Source organism: Nonomuraea sp. NPDC050786, from assembly GCF_040654115.1.
Lineage (GTDB): Bacteria > Actinomycetota > Actinomycetes > Streptosporangiales > Streptosporangiaceae > Nonomuraea.
Genome location: NZ_JBFAHJ010000066.1, coordinates 1 through 18,288, shown reverse-complemented (window position 1 = coordinate 18,288; position 18,288 = coordinate 1). Strand labels below are relative to the sequence as shown.

The window sequence follows — 18,288 nt, the reverse complement described above, 5'->3', positions numbered from 1 at the left end:
TTGCCGTCGGCGAAGGCCTCGTTGACCACGTCCCAGGCGTAGATCTTGCCCTTGTAGTGGGCCATGACGCCGTTGATGTGGTCGATCATCGCCTGGCGCAGCGAGCTGCCGGACAGGGCCTGCATCCATCCGGGCTGCTGGGAGTGCCAGGCCAGGGTGTGCCCGCGCATCCGCTTGCCGTTCTGCACGGCCCAGTTGTAGATGCGGTCGGCGTTGCCGAAGTTGAACTGGCCCCGGTTGGGCTCGGTGGCGTCGATCTTCATCTCGTTCTCGGCCGTCACCATGTTGAACTCACGGTTGGCGATCGTGGTGTACTGCGAGTCGCCGAGCTTGAACGCGGCGATGGCGGTGCCGAAGTACCGCCCGCTCTGCGCGGCCGCCGCGCCGAGCGTGCTCGCCGCCGCATCGGCGCGGAGCGGCGCCACCAGCGCCATGATCACGGCGAGCACCCCGACAGCGGCGACGATCAGGGACCACCGTAGGCCGCTCAAGGGCCGCCTGGTTCCAGGCGAGGGTATGGCGTTTGCGCCCATGCCTGAGCCTCCATAACTGAAATCACGGAAACGGGAACATGCGGGGACACACCCCACGGGATCGACGCCGCGCTCACCACCCGAACGCACACCACCAAGGCGTCGCCTGGTGACTCAGTGTGGAAATGCTTCCGAAACATGTCAAGGCGGATCTGAAAAGTTTCGGACACATTCGGTCGGATCCCTCGAGCCCTATCGGCCCCAGCCGCAGCTACCACGCTCCGAAAGTTTCGCCGCCCCCTGGCTCAAGAAACGGCAGGCCGTGAAAGTTTCATCACAAGGTCCGCTCATTTCGCAGTCCGGAATCGGCGGAACAGGTGATCCCCTTGACGGCGCCTCCGCTTCATGTTTCATTCAGCCCACCACCACCGCCCATCACTTCGGCAGAGAGGGTCGATGTCTGGACCTGGGCAGATCAGGACGAAGGGACGGGGCCTGTCGAGTCGCGGACACTGAGGGTCGTCGCCAGCTGGAGGTGCCGGGAGGCGGGCTGGACTCCGTCCGCCATGCCGAGGACGGTCTCGACGGCCATCCGGCCCATGCCGACGAGAGGCTGCCGGACGGACGTGAGCCGGGGCGTGGTCCACTGAGCCTGCGGCGTGTCGTCGAACCCGGTGACCGACAGCTCGCCCGGCACGGTGATCTGCAGCTCCTTGGCCGCGGCGAGGACCCCGACGGCGATCTCGTCGTTGCCCGCGACGATCGCGGTCGGCCGCTCGTCGAGCGCGAGCAGGTCATGGCCGTGCCGGAGTCCCGCCTCGACGGAGAACGCCTCGTGGCGGATCAGCGCCCGGTCCGGGGCGATGCCGGCCGAGTCGAGCGCGGCCTGGTACCCGTGGAAACGTTCCAGCGAGGGGGCGGAGGCCAGCGGCCCGCCGATCCAGCCGATCCTGCGGTGGCCGAGCTTGATGACGTGCTCGGTGGCCGAGCGGCCCCCCGCCCAGTTGGTGGAGCCGATGCTGACGAGGCGCGATTCGGTCGTGTCGATCGGGTCGATCGTCACGATGTGCATCTCGAGCTCCTCCGCGGCGAGGAGCACTGAGTCGGGCACGGCGACGGCGAGCGCGATGACCCCGACGACACCGGACGCCTTCTGCTCCTCCATCCAGACGCGGGCCGCCGTACGGCTCGTGCTGATCGGCTCGCCGAGCGGCAGGCGAAGGAGGAGCTCGGCCTGCATGGAGGTCGCGGCCACGAGGATCCCTTTGAGCACCGTCCCGGCATAACGGGACTCCACGATGTCGAGCACCGTGACGAGGGTCCGGCCGCGGGTCTGCTCGTGTCGCGCCGCCGTCGGCATGTAGCCGAGCTCGGCCATGACTCCGAGGACATGCTCACGCGTGCTCGCCCCCACATCGCTCCGCCCGTTGAGGACCTTCGAGGCGGTCGCCGGCGAGACGCCGGCCAGTCGGGCGACGTCCGCCAGGGTGGCTCGCTCCGAACGACCTCGCCGTGGCATCAGGGCTCCTTCCGGGCTTCGAAACTATTTCGGGAATCTACCACGAACCCCCTGCGTCGACCGTCGCCGTGGCACTGCCTTCTACCTGCCCGTTGACACGGGAGAGAGGCACCACCTAATGTCCTGGCAGCAACGAACAAGTTGCGAAAACTTTTCGTAGTCATTTCCAGGCACGAGAGGAGACGCCTGATGCGGCTCTCCCAGAAGACAAGGCTCCTTTGCGCAGCGCTGGTGCCGATGTTCGCGCTGGCCGCTTGCTCGGGCGGCGCGGGCGGCGCCGGCCCAGCCGGCGGCGGGGGCGACGAACCGGTGAAGCTGACCGTCTGGAGCTGGGACGGCACCGTCGAGCGGGCCGTTCCGGGCTTTCAGGCCGCGAACCCGAACATCAAGGTCGAGGTCGTCAACGGAGGCTCGTCCCAGGACGAGTACAAGGCGCTCGACAACGCCATCCAGGCCGGTTCCGGCGTACCCGACCTCGTGATGTTCGAGTACTTCGCCATCCCCTACTTCGCCATACCCGGCAAGCTCACCGATCTGGGAGCGTTCGGCGTCGAGAACCTCAAGAAGGACTATGTCCAGGCCGCGTGGAACGACGTGACGGTCAACGGCAAGGTCTACGCCCTGCCGTCCGACTACGGGCCGTCGGCGATGTTCTACAACATGGCCACGCTCAAGAAGGCCGGCATCAGCGAGGCCCCGGCCACGTGGGACGAGTACTACGAGGCGGCCAAGAAGGTCCGCGCGCTGGGCGGCGACCACTACATCGCCCAGGACACGGGAGACCTCTTCTTCCTGCTCTCGCTCATCTGGCAGGCCGGCGGTCGCCCGTTCAAGGTGGACGGCAACAAGGTGCACATCGACTTCACGGACGAGGGCACGACCAGGGCCGTGGCCTTCTGGCAGAAGATGCTCAACGAGGGCCTGGTCAACACCAAGGTCACCGGGTGGTCCGACGACTGGAACCGAGCGCTCAACGACGGAGCCCTCGCCACCCAGACCATGGGCGGCTGGCTGACCTCGACGCTGCCCGAGCGCGCACCGAAGGCCGCCGGTGACTTCAGGGTCGCCCTGATGCCGCAGTGGAAGCAGGGAGACAAGGTCGGAGCGGAGAACGGCGGGAGCTCCTTCGGCATCCCGGCCGCGTCGGGGCACAAGGAGGCGGCCTTCAAGTTCCTCGAGTACTTCACGCACGGCGGCGGTCTGTCGACCCGCGTCGACGCGGGCGCCTTCGTGCCGAACACGTCGGTGCTGGAGAGCGAGGCGTTCCAGGGCAAGGCCAACAAGTACTTCGGCGACCAGAAGGTCGGCGGCGTGCTGGCCGAGGCCTCGGAGATCGTCGGGAGCGGCTGGCAGTACCCGCCGTTCTTCGAGTGGGCCCGCTCGATCTACGGCGACCTCGCATCGCCGTTCTACACCACGGGCAAGGGCTCGCTCACCGAGATCCTCCAGCAGTGGAAGCAGCGCTGCGTCCAGTACGGCAACGAGCAGGGCTTCCAAGTGGACTAGCGAGCCGGCCACCGCAATGAATCGGAAGGAACACGGACATGGGCCTGGCCCGGAAGTCACAGATCGGACTGGCGTTCATAGCGCCTTTCGGGGCGCTGTTCACGCTGGTGTTCATCGTGCCCATCGGGTACGCCGCCTACCTGAGCCTCTTCCAGGAGAAGCTCATCGGGGGGAACACGTTCGTCGGATTCGCCAACTACGGCAAGCTGTTCCAGGATCCGCAGTTCTGGGACGGGGTGGGACGCGTCTTCCGGTTCACGCTCGTCCAGGTGCCGATCATGCTGATCCTCGCCATGGCGCTGGCGCTGGCCCTGGACTCCATGCGGGTGCACGGCACCAGGTTCATGCGAGTGACGATCTTCCTCCCCTATGCGGTGCCGGCGATCGTGGCGACGCTCATGTGGGGATTCCTGCTGGGCGTCAAGTACGGCCTGTTCGGCAGCCTCAACGACGCTCTGGGCACGGACATCGATCCCTTCGCCCCTGACACCACGCTCATCTCCATCGGGCTGATGGTGACGTGGGCGTTCACCGGCTTCAACATGCTCATCTTCTACGCCGCGCTCAAGGCCGTACCGCGCGAACTGTACGAGGCGGCCGCGATCGACGGGGCGAACGAACTCCAGATCGTCCGCGCGATCAAGCTGCCCGCACTGCGCGGGTCCCTCGTCGTCACGATCATCTTCTCGATCATCGGCACGTTCCAGATGTTCAACGAGCCGCAGATCCTGCCCTCGATGGTGGCCAACAGCGGCGTCACCACCTTCTACACGCCCAACCTGTACGCGTACAACCTGGCGTTCACCGGCTCCCAGCAGGGCTATGCGGCAGCACTCGCGCTCGTCATGGCAGTGATCACGATCGCCGTCGCCTACGCCGTCCAGATCAGAGGGTTGAGGAATGCGTCCGACCAGTAGCCGGCTCCACACGGTGGAGAATCCCAAGAAGAGTACGACTCTCACCGTGATGACGGCCCTGTTCACCCTGTACTGCCTGCTGCCGCTCGGGTGGCTGGTCATCAATGCGACCAAGTCGCAGCCGGACTTCGTGTCGTCCTTCGGGCTCGCACCCGGTCACAGATTCGCCCTGTGGGACAACATCGTCGAGGTGTTCAGCTACCAGGACGGGATCTTCTCCCGGTGGCTGCTCAACACCGTGCTCTACGTCGTCGTGGGTGCGACCGTGTCCACCTTCCTGGCGGCCCTCGGCGGGTACGCCCTGGCGAAACTGGATTTCCGCGGCAAGCGGGTCTTCCTCTTCGTCGTGCTGGGGTCGATCTCGGTCCCCGGCATCGCCCTGGCGATCCCGCAGTTCCTGCTGTTCGCGCACGTCGGCATGACCAACACCCCGTGGGCGATTCTCATCCCGTCCTTCATCAACCCCTTCGGGCTGTACCTGATGTGGGTGTTCACGGCCGAGGCCGTGCCGGGCGGGCTGCTCGAGGCGGCGAAGATCGACGGTGCCGGGGAGTTCAGGACCTTTCTCCAGATCGCGCTCCCGCTGCTCGCACCGGCGAGCGTGACGGTCCTGCTCTTCTCGTTCGTGTCGATCTGGAACAACTACTTCCTGCCGTTGATCATGCTGAAGGATCCCGACTGGTATCCGCTGACCGTCGGCATCAATCAGTGGAACAAGCTGGGCTCGACGGCGGGGAACGGCGCCCTCGTGCAGAACCTCGTGATCACCTCCGCGCTGCTGACCATCGTCCCGTTGATCATCGCGTTCCTCAGCCTGCAGCGGTACTGGCAGTCGGGCCTGGCGCTGGGCGCCGTCAAGGGCTAGAACCGGCACACCTTTCCCTTTTTGCACCATTTCGTGAAGAACAGTGAGGCCATGAAGAGCGAGCCCCGATACCTGATCGACGGTGAGCCGCGTGACGAGAGCGCGCTCCCGCATGTCTGGAGCAGATGCGTCGGCGCCGGACGGGCGAACGAAGCACTGCGGGCGGACTGGCAGCAGCAGTTCGCCGAGGCCGTCGCCGCATGCGGATTCCAGTACATCCGCTTCCACGGCGTCTTTCACGACGACATGTTCGTGTACCGCGAGAGTTACGGCAGCGGTTTCGGCGAGAACGGGCGCCTCGCCTCGCCCGTGCACACGTTCAGCTATGTCGACAAGGTCTTCGACTTCATCGTGGACAGCGGGGTCCGTCCCTTCGTCGAGCTGGGCTTCATGCCGCGCGAGCTCGCGACGGTGACCGAGACCGTGTTCTGGTGGGGCGCGCACTGCAGCCCGCCCAAGGACATGGCGCGCTGGGTCGAGCTGGTCACGAGGTCGGTCGAGCACTGGATCGAGCGGTACGGGCTCGACGAGGTGCGGGAGTGGCGCTTCGAGGTGTGGAACGAGCCGAACCTGGTCCCCCACTTCTGGACCGGCACGAAGACCGAGTACTTCGAGCTCTACGAGCAGACCGTCCGGGCGATCAAGAAGATCGATCCCGCCCTCAAGGTGGGCGGGCCCGCGACGAGCGTCTTCGTGCCCGACGACCGCTACAAGGGCGAGACCGAGGACCGGTCGGCGGCGCTCGCGACGGCCGCCGCGACCGACGTGGACGCGCTCGACTGGCGCCCCGTCTGGATCGAGGACTTCATCGCCTGGTGCGCGGAGCGCGAGCTCCCGATCGACTTCATCTCGACCCACACCTATCCCACCGACTTCGCGTACGGGGCCAACGGCGAGGCCGTGCACATCACCCGGTACGCCGACGCCACCTTCGACGACCTGACCCTCCTCCGCGAGCTCGTGCGGAACAGCGCGTATCCCGATGCGGAGATCCACATCACGGAGTGGTCGACGTCACCGTCGGCCCGCGACTTCATCCACGACACGCCGTTCGCGGCGACCTCCATCACGAGGTCGTACCTGAAGTGCGCCACCCTCGCCGACTCCATCGCCTACTGGACCTTCACGGACGTCTTCGAGGAGGGAGGCGCCGGGATGGGACCGTTTCACGGCGGGTTCGGCCTGGTGAACGAAGGCGGCATCCACAAGCCCACGTTCCACGCTTTCACGATGCTGGAACGGCTCGGCGACCGGCTGCTCCTCGCGACGCCCGACGGGGTGGTGACCCGTGACAGCCGGACGTCGGCCGTGTCGGCGGTGTTCTTCAACTACCCCGAGGACATGGGCGTGAAGGGTGTCGGCTCGGCGAACTCCTACCCGGCGACCCGCGCGCTGGCCGAGATGGGGCCGAGCCGGAGGATCAGCCACTCGATCGGCGGACTGGAGCCGGGCGCGACGTTCCTCGTCGAGATCATGGACTGGGAGCACGGGAACGCCGCCGAGGCCTGGTACCGGCTCGGATCGCCGCTCAACCTGTCCCGGGCCCAGAGCGAGTACCTGAAGGGAGTCGCCGACTCGCTCCTCAGGTTCACGCTGACCGTGCCCGACAGCGGCGTGCTGCAGGTGGATGTCGAGCTCGCGCCGTGGGCCGTGATGTCGTTGCGGCAGTCGGACTGACCGCATCGCGGCCTGCCGAACGACGAGCACGCCGGGGCGCGGGTCAGGGACGCAGGGCGCGGGCGCACGCCGTGAGGCTGTGCTGACGCGTGGGTGCACCACCGCGGTGGTGCACCCACGCCAGGTCAGGTGCGGGTCCAGCGCTGGTTGACGCCGCCGTTGCAGGACCAGATGGTCAGCTTGGTGCCGTTGGCGGTGGCGTTGTTCGGCACATCCAGGCACTTGTTCGCCCCGACGGCGGTGATGGTGCCGTCGGAGTTGAGGCGCCACCGCTGGTTGTCCTGGCCGTTGCAGTCCCAGATGATGACGTTGGTGCCGTCGGCGGTGCCCCGGTTGTACACATCCAGGCACTTGCCGCCGTAGACCCGCAGCTCACCGCTCGCGGTCGCCGTCCACTGCTGGTTGGCCTGGCCGTTGCAGTCCCAGATCTGCGCCTGCGCGCCGTTGGCCTGGGAAGAACCGGAGACGTCAAGGCACTTGCCCGACCCCACGCCCTTGATCGCGCCCGTGGGCGGGGGCGTGACGATGCCTCCTCCGGTCACGACGTACATGGCCGCCCCGTGTCCGGGGACCGACGCGCTGATCGTCCCGGACGAGGAGGACGTCGTGTGCGCCCACAGATCGCGCACCGAGTAGGAGGACGCGGACCCCAGCCCTAGCGCGGAGGCGGTGGTGGAGACCGTCGAGGTGGCGGTGCCCCGGTTGAGCAGCACGACCGCGACCGAGCCGTTCGACATCGGCTTGCGCCAGACCTCCAGGTTGCCGTTGTCGCTGATCTTGTGGCCCTGCCTGCCGCCCCAGTCCTGGTTGACCGCGATGACCTCGGTGTTGGTGAGGATGGTGCGCGTATCGGCGCTCATCGTGCGGATGTCGTTTCCGGCGATGAGCGGCGCGTTCAGCAGCGACCACAGGCTGAAGTGGGCGCGGCCCTCGGTCCCCGTCACCGCGCCGACGCCCACCTCCAGCATGTCGGGGTCGTTCCACCCGCCCGGGCCCGAGTACGCCTCGAGCCCGACCTGCTGGTCCAGGATGCCCGTGATCGAGTTCCAGTTCGCCGCTATGTCACCGGTGTTGCGCCAGGAGTTGCCCACCGGCATCCCCCACGTCCACACGCTCTCCTGCCCCCAATTGCACAGGCTGTACACGATCGGACGCCCGGTGGCGGCGAGCGCGTCGCGCATGGCCGTGTACCGCTGCTGCCCGTTCATGCCCTGGTGGTCACCGCAGTTGTCGTACTTCAGATAGTCGATGCCCCAGGACGCCCACAGGGCCGCGTCCCGCCGCTCGTTGCCCAGGCTGGCCGGGTACCCCGCGCACGTCGTGGTTCCGGCCGAGGAGTAGATGCCGAGCTTGAGCCCTTTGGAGTGGACGTAGTCGGCCACGGCCTTGATGCCGTTGGGGAACTTCTGCGGGTCCGGCACCAGGTCGCCGTTGGAGTTGCGGCTCTTGGTGGACCAGCAGTCGTCGATGTTGACGTAGGTGTAGCCCGCCGCCGCCATGCCACTGGAGACCATGGCGTCGGCCGTCTGGCGGATCAGGCCGTCGTTGACGTTGCAGCCGAAACTGTTCCAGTCGTTCCAGCCCATCTGGGGTGTGCGGGCCAGGCCGTTGTCGAGGGCGGCGGCCGGCGACGTCGCACCGCCGATCGCGACGGCGGAGCCGGCCGCCAGCACCGCTGCCATTGCCAAGCCAAGAATTCTGCGCATCTGGTTCCTCAGCCTGCGGGGTGTCGGGGAGAGCTCCGGGCGCTTCCCCCCGGGGGGAGGGATGTCATGCGTTCTGGCGGGTCCATTGCTGGTTGGTGCCGCCGTGGCAGGTCCAGATCTGCACCTTGGTGCCGTTGGCGGTGCCGTACCCGGCCACGTCCAGGCACTTGTTCGCCGCGACCGCCGTGATCGTGCCGTCGGCGTTCAGTCGCCACTTCTGGTTGTTCTGGCCGTTGCAGTCCCAGATGATCACGCTGGTGCCGTCCGCCGTGCCGGCTCCGTACACGTCCAGGCACTTGCCGCCGTAGACCCGCAGCTCACCGCTCGCGGTCGCCGTCCACTGCTGGTTCGACTGGCCGTTGCAGTCCCAGATCTGCGTCTGCGCGCCGTTCGCCTGCGAGGCGCCCGAGACGTCGAGACACCTGCCCGACCCCACGCCCCTGATCGCCCCGGCACCAGGGGTGGGGGTGCCGCCGCCCGGCTGGCCGATGCTGCCCGGCACCGACTGAAGCGCGTCGTACCAGGCGGCGGCCATCTTGTCGTAGCCGCCGGCGGTGGGGTGGACGCCGTCGATCAGGTCGGAGGTGGTCAGCTTGCTGTGCATGTCGACCAGGTGGACATGTTTGCCGCTGTTGACCTTGCTCTGGACGATGCCGGGGATCGCCGCGTTGAAGGTGCGGCCGGCCGACTCCTGGCCGGAGTTGGAGAGCGGGATGATGGTGGCGACGAAGACGTCCGCGTCGGGCACGGCTGTGGTGATGTGGTCGATCAGCGTGGACAGCCGTTGCGGCGCACCGGCCAGGTTGTAGTTCTGCAGGACATCGTTGGTGCCGATGTGCAGCAGCACCGTGCGCGGCGTGTACGTACGCAGCCAGCCGGTGATGTTCGCGTCGATCTGGTCGATCCGCCACCCGGGGTGGCCCTCGTGGTCATGGTCGCCCAGGTTGCCCGGCCCGTTGAACTGCGACCCGACGAAGTCGATCGTGTAGCGGCCGGCGGCCAGGCGCTGCCACAGCCCGATCCGGTAGCCGCCCGGCACCTGCGTGCCCTCGGTGATCGAGTCGCCGAGCGGCATGACCCGCACCCCGCCGTTGGACTCCGCGCCGGCGACCCCCGTCCCCATCACCGTGCCCGCCACCGCCAGCGCCACGGTCATCAGCGCGGCGGCGCACCATCGTCCCCACGTACGCATGGTCAACCTCTCACCGCGGCCGGGGAACGGGTCGAATCGAGTAGCAATGCCGGCGCTGACGCGCTTGTGCTCCGGCCCGCCTGCTGTGGACACGAGGACCCCTTTCGGACATCTGTTAGCGTTAACATCGCTTCGGCCAACGCAGTGCTCCTTCCACGCACGCCGCTGGGGTGGTGGTATGGCGGAGCAAACATGACGCGCGAAGATCCGTCAAGGCCCCACTCCTCTCCGTAACCGGCCCCGCTCTGCGCCGCACCGGCCTGATCAGCGCCGACCGGACGTCGTCGCGCTGTCGCGGCGCGGCGCCGCGATGAAACGTTCATCCCACGGCGGCGTGGCATGACGGGGACGCACCAGCGCAGCGGCCTCCAGATCATCGGCTCGTTCATCGAATCGATTCGCTCACACCCTTGACACGGTTCGTGTTGGTTTCCACACTGAGTCCGCCAAGGCGGACGATCTCCTGCCGGAGCCTGTGGTGTGCGGCAGGAGCCCGCGGCGCGCGCGCCCCGCCCCGCCCCCTCCGTGAGCAAGGAGTCACGCATGAACGTCACACTCCGCAGGCGGCACAGAAGCCGCCGCCGGATCGCCGCCTTATTCGCCGCAGGCGCGCTCGTCGCCGGCCCCGTCATGACGGCCGCCACGCCGGCCCTGGCCGCGGACCAGGCCATCACCGTCGACTTCTCCGCGGGTGGCGGCTCTCCCACCTACCGCGCCTCCGGGTGGATCTACGGCATGACCGAGAACGCGTCGGGGCCGCCGGACCACTTCTACACCGATGTGAAGTTCCGGTACATGCGTGCCGGCGGGGCGCAGCTCGACAGCCCGGGCGGGTGGGTGTCGGGCAAGTACGACCGCCGGTGGAACTCCACCCGCGCTCAGCTGCTGCGCACGCGATCGCTGGGCGGGGAGTTCATCCTGCTCGTCCACGACCTGTGGGGCGCCGACGGCTACCCGATCTCGCGCTTCCCCGGCGACAACGGCGACTGGACCGACTACGACAACTTCCTCACCCGTCTGATCAACGACGTGCGGGCGACGGGCGCCACCGTACAGTGGGATCTCTGGAACGAGCCCAACATCACCACGTTCTGGAACCGCCCGCAGTCCCAGTACTTCGAGATGTGGCGGCGCGCCTACCAGCGCGTCCGGGCCGCGTTCCCGACGCATCTCATCGTCGGGCCGAGCTGCGCGTGCGTGCCCTCGACCACCAACTCGTTCTGGGGCCAGTACCTGGACTACGTCAAGGCCAACAACGTGGTCCCCGACATCATCAGCTGGCACTCCCTGCCCGGCGACCCGGTCGCCAACGTGGCGGCGGCCGACACCACGCTGAACTCCCGCGGCATCCCGCACCCGCGCCCGTACCAGATCAACGAGTACGGGGCCTCCAACGAGCAGAACCCCGGTGACGGAGCCTGGTACATCGCACGCCTGGAAAGGGCCGGCGCCGACGGCCTGCGCGCCAACTGGGCGGGCGGCGGAAACCTGCACAACGACCTCGCCAACCTGCTCGTCCGCAACTCGGCGGGCGAATACCAGCCCAAGGGCGAATGGTGGGTCTACCGCTTCTACGGCTCTCAGACCGGCCAGATCGCCTCCGTCACCCCCAGCTCCTCGTACGACGCGTTCGCCACCAAGGCGGCCGGGACGGCCAAGATCCTGGTCGGGGGCGGCAGCACGACCGGCAACATCGCCGTCAACCTGCGGCGCCTGGACACCACGAGCGGCGTCGTGCGGAACAACCAGGTGAGAGTCGTCGCCGAGCGCATCCCCTACAACGGCGGCGGCGCCGTCCAGGGTCCGGTCACCGTCCAGGACTCCGTGGTGACGCTCTCCGGCGACGGCGCGACGGTCAACCTGCCGCACACCGCCATCGACGACACCTTCACCATCACGCTGCTGCCTCCCACGGACCCGGGCGGCGGTTCGACGTCGGTGCTGCGGAACGTCAACGCCGGCCGGTGCCTGGACGTCCCGAACGCGAGCACCGTCAACGGCACCCAGCTCCAGCTCTGGGACTGCGGCAGCGGCGCCAACCAGCAGTGGACCGCCACCTCGTCCAGGCAGTTGCAGGTGTACGGCAACAAGTGCCTGGACGCCAAGGGGCAGGGCACCGCCAACGGCACCCAGGTGATCATCTGGGACTGCAACGGGCAGGCGAACCAGCAGTGGAACGTCAACGGCGACGGCACCATCACCGGCGTGCAGTCCGGCCTCTGCATGGAGGCGAGCAACTTCGGGACCACGAACGGGACGAAGGTGCAGCTGTGGTCCTGCACCGGCACGACCAGCCAGAAATGGACAAAGAGCTGAGCCGATAGCGGCCGGTGGCCCGTCGGCCGTCCCGGTGTCCACCCAGGCGGTCCCGTCGCCCTGTCACGCGACGGGACCGCCGCACGGCGGGCAGCGTCTGTCAGACGGCCCGCACGAGCACGCGCTGGGGTCGATCACGCCGGGAGCCCCGGTCACGCGGTCACGCGGTCACGAAGGTCTTCACGCTTCGAGCGGGGAGCGTGACGGTGAAGGAGCCGTTCGACACGCCGGTCGTGCCCTGGGGCGCGACGTTCCTGCTCGCGTCGGTCAGCCAGGACGAGACGCTGGACGCGGTGCTGTTCGCCAGGGTGAACTGCTGGCTCACCGCAGAGGTCCCCTTGTTGATGGCGACGACGACCATGGAGTTGCCGCCCCGGTACGCCGAGACGTAGACGTTCGACGCCGGGTTCGCCGTCGCCTGGAGCCGCACATATCCGGGGCGGACGAACCTGGCGAAGTGCGCCATGTTGGCGCCCCGCTTGCTGATCTGGCCGTCCTCCCGCATGGGGCCGTAGCTGCGCCGGATGTACCACCAGATGTACGCCTGGAACTCGGCATCCACCATGGCGCGGTGGATGTGCTCTCCCACGTCGAGCGCCTGGGGCCAGAGGTCCGCCGAATCGCTGCTGTTGGGGTAGTAGACCTCGGTCATCCAGAGTTCTTTGCCCGCGCCCTTCTGCTTGAAGAGCGGATAGGGGAAGTTCGCGAACGACGTGCCGTAGAGGTGAGCTCCGATGATGTCCACGTTGGCGAGCGCCGCGGGGTCGTTGAGAATCGGGTCTGACATGTTCTTGAGGTACTGGAAGGACTCGGGCGCGATGACCCTGGTGCCGATGGAGCCGGCGTTCTCCCGCAGGAACCGCACCATTTCGGTGGGGGTCCACCAGGTCCAGTCATGCGCGTAATCGGGCTCGTTCTGCACTGATATGCCGTACAGGGTCACCCCGTTGTTCCGCAGGAACGTGTTGAAGTCGTTCAGGTGCTGCGCATAGGCGCCGTACATGTCGTACCTGAGCCGTCTCGCGTTGGTCTGGCTGCCGCGGACAAAGGTCTCGACCATGCGGGCGGGAGGATTCCACGGCGAGGCGATGACGGTCGCCCCGAGCTCGATCGCGCGCCTCGCCGTCGCCACATCACGGCTCCAGTCCGCCGTGTTCTCGGGGACGGGGATCCTGAGCACGGAGAACCCCAGCCGGCCCTCGCCGGTGCCGAACGCCGTTTCCCGCTGGGCGGCTGTCAGGTCGCCGATCCAGGCCGTGTGGGTCATGCCGCCGAAGCCGCGGATCGTCTGCCGCCGCGCCGAGGCATCGAGGACCACGGGGGCGGCAGCCGTCGCGGCCGCGGCTCTGGAGGTCCCGAGTGCCGACGTCGTGGCCGCGAGGACCGGCAGTGCCCCCATCGTCGTCAGGACGGCTCTCCGGCTCAGCGATCCTCGCTCGCCACTCATGGGCTCATTCCGACCTTGCGTCATGTCTCCTCCTTGTGGCCGGCGGTGCTGAACCGCGCCCTTTTGGGAGCGCTCCCATACGCGGGAATGACCTACGCACGTGTCTTTGTCGGGCTGCTGCTGCAAGTTAAGTCCCCTACGGGGGATCGTCAACCGCCAACAGGGCTGGGCGGTAACTTAATCAAGATCAGGATGACTCTCGGCTACGCCGCAGAGCAGCCGTACTCCGGCGGACCACCAGCTCAGTCCCCAGCTCCACTCTCTTCTGCTGGAGCTGCTCCCCTTCGGCCAGGCTGATCAGCATGGCCGCGGCCGTGGCACCCATCTCGCGCAGGGGCTGGTGAATGGTGGTGAGCGGCGGTATCGCCCAGCGCGAGACCGGCATGTCGTCGAAGCCGATCACGCTCAGGTCGTCAGGTACGTGTAACCGCAGCTCATGAGCCGCATGGTAGACACCGATGGCCTGCCCGTCGTTGGCGGCGAAGATCGCGGTGGGCGGCTCGGACAGTTCCATCAGTTGACGCGTATGGACTATCCCGTCCTCGATCTGAAAGTTTCCTTCGCGGATGAGAGCCGGGTCCACCGGCACACCGGCGGCATCGAGTGCGGCGCGGTAACCGTCCAGCCGGGCCCGGCTGGAGAGCGCGAACGCCGGCCCGGTGATCATCGCGATCCGCCGGTGGCCCAGTTCGAGCAGGTGACGGGTGGCCTCCAGGCCGCCGCTCCAGTTCGTGGCGGCCACGGACGGTACGCCGAGCCCCGGATTGCCCGCGGGATCCAGCGCCACCAGGGGGATCTCCTGGGCTGCCAGCCGTACGCGCTGATCGTCCTCCGGCCCCGAGAACACGGTGATCACACCGGCGGGACGGCGGGTGAGCAGGTCCCCGATCCAGTTGGGCCCGGGAGTGTGCCGGCCGCCGAGTTCGGAGATCACCACGCTCAAGCCGTGGGCCCACGCGACCCGCTGGACGCCCTTGACGATCTCCGTCGGGTAGTCCCCGGCGAGCTCGTGGAAGACGACCTCGATGAGGCTCGCCGGCTTGATGCGGCGGCGCTGCCGGCGATAGCCGTACTCCTCGATGAGCCTCTCGACGAGCGCGCGGGTCGTCGGTCCGACCTCCGACCGGCCGTTGATGACCTTGGAGACCGTGGCGGTGGACACTCCGGCCAATTCGGCCAGCTGAGTCAGGGTCAGTGGCGCCGAAGGCGCCGATTCGCCACTGAGGGGTTCTCCGGTCGAGGTCATATCGGGAGTGTATCGAGGGTGCATTTCGGTCTCCGACCGGAAATTTACGTTCCCGCTGAAGCCAGGAAAGCCGATCCCGCCCTGACGCGGCGCCGTCAAGTTAACGCTTCGTCGAATTCACTTCCCCCGTTGCCGGCCGGTGACTTCTGTGAAACTTTCACAGGGACGGGCGATGTGGCACGACCCCCTTCCGGATGAATGCCCAGGCGAGGCAGACATTCCGGCAGTAACGCCCAGGTGGCAGGGGTTGGCCATCATTGACGTCGGCTCGGACAGTCGGATGTACTCCCCGAAAACGTACTCACCGGAGAAGGTCGTACGGCTCTGCAGGACCGAACGTTAACGCTAACAATTTCGTGCCCCGCCGACGACAACGGCCCGAACAACACCTTGTGGAGGTTCCTGTGAGGCGCGTGCTCGCGGTTCTCGCGTCCCTGCTTCTCGTGGGCGTGTCCCTCACGGCTCCGGCGTCGGCCGCGACGGTCGACACCAACGCCTGGTACGTCCTGATCAACCGCAACAGCGGCAAGGCGCTCGACGTCTACAACCTCTCCACCGCCGACGGCGGCCGGATCACCCAGTGGACCCGCAACGACGGCAACCAGCAGCAATGGCAGTTCGTCGACTCCGGCGGCGGCTACTACCGCATCAAGTCCCGTCACTCCGGCAAGGTGCTCGACGTCAGCAACTCCTCCACCGCCAACGGCGCCGCCGTCGTCCAGTGGACCGACCACAACGGCACCAACCAGCAGTGGCGGCTGGCCGACAGCTCCGACGGCTACGTGAGGTTCATCTCGCGCAACAGCAACAAGGCCCTGGAGGTCCAGGGCGCCTCCACCGCCGACGGCGCCAACATCGTTCAATATGACGACTGGGGCGGCACCAACCAGCAATGGCAACTCGTCCCGGTCGGCGGCGACCCGAACCCGGGCAGCACCTACACCAACCCGGTCGTCTGGCAGGACTTCGCCGACGGCGACATCATCCGGGTCGGCGACGCCTACTACTACTCGGCCTCGACGATGCACTACTCGCCGGGCGCGCCGATCCTGCGCTCCTACAACCTGGTCGACTGGGAGTACGCCGGGCATTCGGTCCCGAGGCTGGACTTCGACTCGGGCGCCTACGATCTCAACGGCGGCCGGGCGTACGTGAAGGGCATCTGGGCCTCGGCCTTCAACTACCGGCCCAGCAACAGCACCTACTACTGGATCGGCTGCGTCGAGTTCAACCGCACCTACGTCTACACGGCCTCCGCCGTCGACGGTACGTGGAGCAAGCGCTCGCGGATCAACAACTGCTACTACGACGCCGGCCTGCTGATCGACACCGACGACACCATGTACGTCGCCTACGGCAACAGCACCATCAGTGTGGCCCAGCTCTCGGCCGACGGGCTCAGCCAGGTCCGCTCCCAGCAGGTGTTCCAGACTCCGAGCAGCGTCGGCACGCTGGAGGGCTCCCGCTTCTACAAGCGGAACGGCTACTACTACATCTGGGTGACCCGCCCCGCCAACGGCCAGTACGTGCTCCGCTCCACGTCGCCGTGGGGTCCGTACGAGATGCGCCAGGTCCTGCTCAACATGCCCGGGCCCATCTCCGGCGGCGGCGTGCCCCACCAGGGCGGCCTCGTCCAGACCCAGAACGGCGCCTGGTACTACATGTCGTTCGTCGACGCCTACCCCGGCGGCCGGGTGCCGGCGCTCGCGCCGATCACCTGGACCAACGACTGGCCGACCGTGCAGACCGTGAACGGCGGGTGGGGCGTCAACTACCCGAGGCCGGACATCCAGACCAGCCGGACCGTGGCGTCCATGATCGGCCCCGACACGTTCACCTCGGGCAGCCTCGGGCCCCGCTGGGAGTGGAACCACAACCCCGACACCAGCCGCTTCTCCACCGGCAGCGGCCTGCGCCTGCAGACCGCGACCGTCACCAACGACCTCTACAACGCCCGAAACACGCTGACCCACCGCATCCAGGGCCCGTCGTCGACGGCGACGATCGAGCTGGACTACTCGCAGATGGCCAACGGCGACCGCGCCGGGCTGGCGATGCTGCGCGACCAGTCGGCCTGGATCGGCGTCAAACGCGACAACGGCGTCAACCGGGTCGTGATGACCAACGGGCTGACCATGAACGGCTCGTGGCAGACCACCGGCACCGGCACCGAAGCGGCGGGCGCGAACGTCTCAGGCGGCCGGATCTGGCTGCGGGTCAACGCCGACATCAGGCCAGGTTCCGGCAGGCAGGCCCGCTTCTCCTACAGCACCGACGGCAGCAACTTCGTGAGCCTTGGCCCGGCCTTCACCTTGAACAACGCCTGGCAGTTCTTCATGGGCTACCGCTTCGGGATCTTCAACTACGCCACCCAGTCCCTCGGCGGCGCGGTCACCGTGCGCAGCTTCGACCTCACCACTCCCTGACACGACCCCGTCAACACAGGAAGGCACCACCCGTCCATGAAACGACTCCGGTCGGCGAAATTCAGACCCCTGGCCATTCTCACGGCGGTGGCCACCTTACTGGCGAGCCTCTTGGTCGCCCTTCAGGCTCAGTCCGCCAACGCGGCCACCGTCGACACCAACGCCTGGTACGTCCTGGTCAACCGCAACAGCGGCAAGGCGCTCGACGTCTACAACCTCTCAACCGCCGACGGCGGCCGCATCACCCAGTGGACCAGGAACGACCAGAACCAGCAGCAATGGCAGTTCGTCGACTCCGGCGGCGGCTACTACCGCATCAAGTCCCGCCACTCCGGCAAGGTGCTCGACGTCTACAACTTCTCCACCGCCAACGGCGCCAACATCGTCCAGTGGACCGACCACAACGGCACCAACCAGCAGTGGCGGCTGGCCGACAGCTCCGACGGCTACGTGAGGTTCATCTCGCGCAACAGCAACAAGGCCCTGGAGGTCCAGGGCGCCTCGACGGCCGACGGCGCCAACATCGTCCAGTACGACGACTGGGGCGGCACCAACCAGCAATGGCAGCTCGCCAAGGTCGGCGGCGGCAACCCTGACCCCGGTACGTGCGATCTTCCGTCGACGTACCGGTGGACCTCGACGGGCCCGCTGGCGCAGCCGAAGGCGGGATGGGTCTCGCTCAAGGACTTCACCGTCGCCCCCTACAACGGCAAGCACCTGGTCTACGCCACGACGCACGACAACGGGTCGAGCTGGGGTTCGATGAACTTCACCCCCTTCACCAACTGGTCCGACATGGCCTCGGCCAGCCAGAACACGATGTCCTCCAGCACTGTCGCGCCCACGCTGCTGTACTTCGCCCCGAAGAACATCTGGGTGCTGGCCTACCAGTGGGGCGGGACCGCCTTCTCCTACCGGACCTCCAGCGACCCCACCAACCCCAACGGCTGGTCCTCCCCGCAGGCGCTCTTCACCGGCAGCATCTCCGGCTCCGGAAC

13 protein-coding genes are annotated in these 18,288 nt (G+C 67.4%); 7 read left to right on the top strand and 6 right to left on the bottom strand.

Translation table 11 applies throughout. The annotated features are described in order from the left end of the window. On the bottom strand, positions 1-491 hold a 491-nt coding region (locus tag AB0H84_RS53165; RefSeq protein ID WP_357622381.1), incomplete at its 3' end, for an endo-1,4-beta-xylanase. Positions 492-948: 457 nt separating this feature from the next. Continuing rightward, on the bottom strand, positions 949-1,992 hold the full coding sequence (locus AB0H84_RS53160) for a LacI family DNA-binding transcriptional regulator (RefSeq protein ID WP_357622378.1): 1,044 nt from the start codon (positions 1,990-1,992) through the stop codon (positions 949-951). Positions 1,993-2,181: 189 nt separating this feature from the next. Here AB0H84_RS53160 and AB0H84_RS53155 point away from each other — a divergent pair, with 189 nt between their 5' ends. The 4 genes from AB0H84_RS53155 to AB0H84_RS53140 are packed head-to-tail and all read left to right on the top strand — an operon-like array spanning position 2,182 to position 6,957. Further along, entirely contained in the window at positions 2,182-3,498 is a 1,317-nt protein-coding gene (locus AB0H84_RS53155; protein ID WP_357622376.1) for a sugar ABC transporter substrate-binding protein, read from the top strand. Positions 3,499-3,536: 38 nt separating this feature from the next. Next, positions 3,537-4,415 carry a sugar ABC transporter permease gene (locus AB0H84_RS53150; RefSeq protein ID WP_357622374.1) on the top strand — a complete coding sequence of 293 codons (879 nt, stop codon included), beginning with the start codon at positions 3,537-3,539 and terminating at the stop codon, positions 4,413-4,415. Between the two features lie 49 nt (positions 4,416-4,464). After that, the gene (locus tag AB0H84_RS53145; RefSeq protein WP_357622371.1) at positions 4,465-5,280 is read left to right on the top strand and encodes a carbohydrate ABC transporter permease; all 816 of its coding nucleotides are present in this window, start codon (positions 4,465-4,467) and stop codon (positions 5,278-5,280) included. Positions 5,281-5,313: 33 nt separating this feature from the next. Further along, positions 5,314-6,957 carry a beta-xylosidase gene (locus tag AB0H84_RS53140; protein ID WP_357622368.1) on the top strand — a complete coding sequence of 548 codons (1,644 nt, stop codon included), beginning with the start codon at positions 5,314-5,316 and terminating at the stop codon, positions 6,955-6,957. A gap of 125 nt (positions 6,958-7,082) precedes the next feature. On the opposite strand, the gene AB0H84_RS53135 is transcribed toward AB0H84_RS53140, so the two are convergent. Continuing rightward, a complete protein-coding gene (locus AB0H84_RS53135) occupies positions 7,083-8,639 on the bottom strand; it encodes a lectin (protein WP_357622384.1) in 1,557 nt (518 codons plus the stop codon). Positions 8,640-8,727: 88 nt separating this feature from the next. Beyond that, positions 8,728-9,948 carry a lectin gene (locus tag AB0H84_RS53130; protein WP_357622365.1) on the bottom strand — a complete coding sequence of 407 codons (1,221 nt, stop codon included), beginning with the start codon at positions 9,946-9,948 and terminating at the stop codon, positions 8,728-8,730. A 450-nt stretch (positions 9,949-10,398) separates the two neighbouring features. Between AB0H84_RS53130 and AB0H84_RS53125 the strand changes: the two genes are divergently transcribed. Then, positions 10,399-12,171 carry an RICIN domain-containing protein gene (locus AB0H84_RS53125; RefSeq protein WP_357622362.1) on the top strand — a complete coding sequence of 591 codons (1,773 nt, stop codon included), beginning with the start codon at positions 10,399-10,401 and terminating at the stop codon, positions 12,169-12,171. 160 nt (positions 12,172-12,331) lie between these two features. Here AB0H84_RS53125 and AB0H84_RS53120 read toward each other — a convergent pair whose 3' ends face one another. After that, a complete protein-coding gene (locus AB0H84_RS53120) occupies positions 12,332-13,618 on the bottom strand; it encodes a glucuronoxylanase (protein WP_357622360.1) in 1,287 nt (428 codons plus the stop codon). A 187-nt stretch (positions 13,619-13,805) separates the two neighbouring features. Continuing rightward, on the bottom strand, positions 13,806-14,864 hold the full coding sequence (locus tag AB0H84_RS53115) for a LacI family DNA-binding transcriptional regulator (protein ID WP_357622357.1): 1,059 nt from the start codon (positions 14,862-14,864) through the stop codon (positions 13,806-13,808). 404 nt (positions 14,865-15,268) lie between these two features. On the opposite strand from AB0H84_RS53115, the gene AB0H84_RS53110 reads away from it, so the two are divergent. After that, positions 15,269-17,290, top strand: a complete 2,022-nt coding sequence (locus AB0H84_RS53110; RefSeq protein WP_357622354.1) for an RICIN domain-containing protein — start codon at positions 15,269-15,271, stop codon at positions 17,288-17,290. 87 nt (positions 17,291-17,377) lie between these two features. Continuing rightward, a partial coding sequence (locus tag AB0H84_RS53105; protein WP_357622351.1) for a non-reducing end alpha-L-arabinofuranosidase family hydrolase occupies positions 17,378-18,288 on the top strand: 911 nt, incomplete at its 3' end.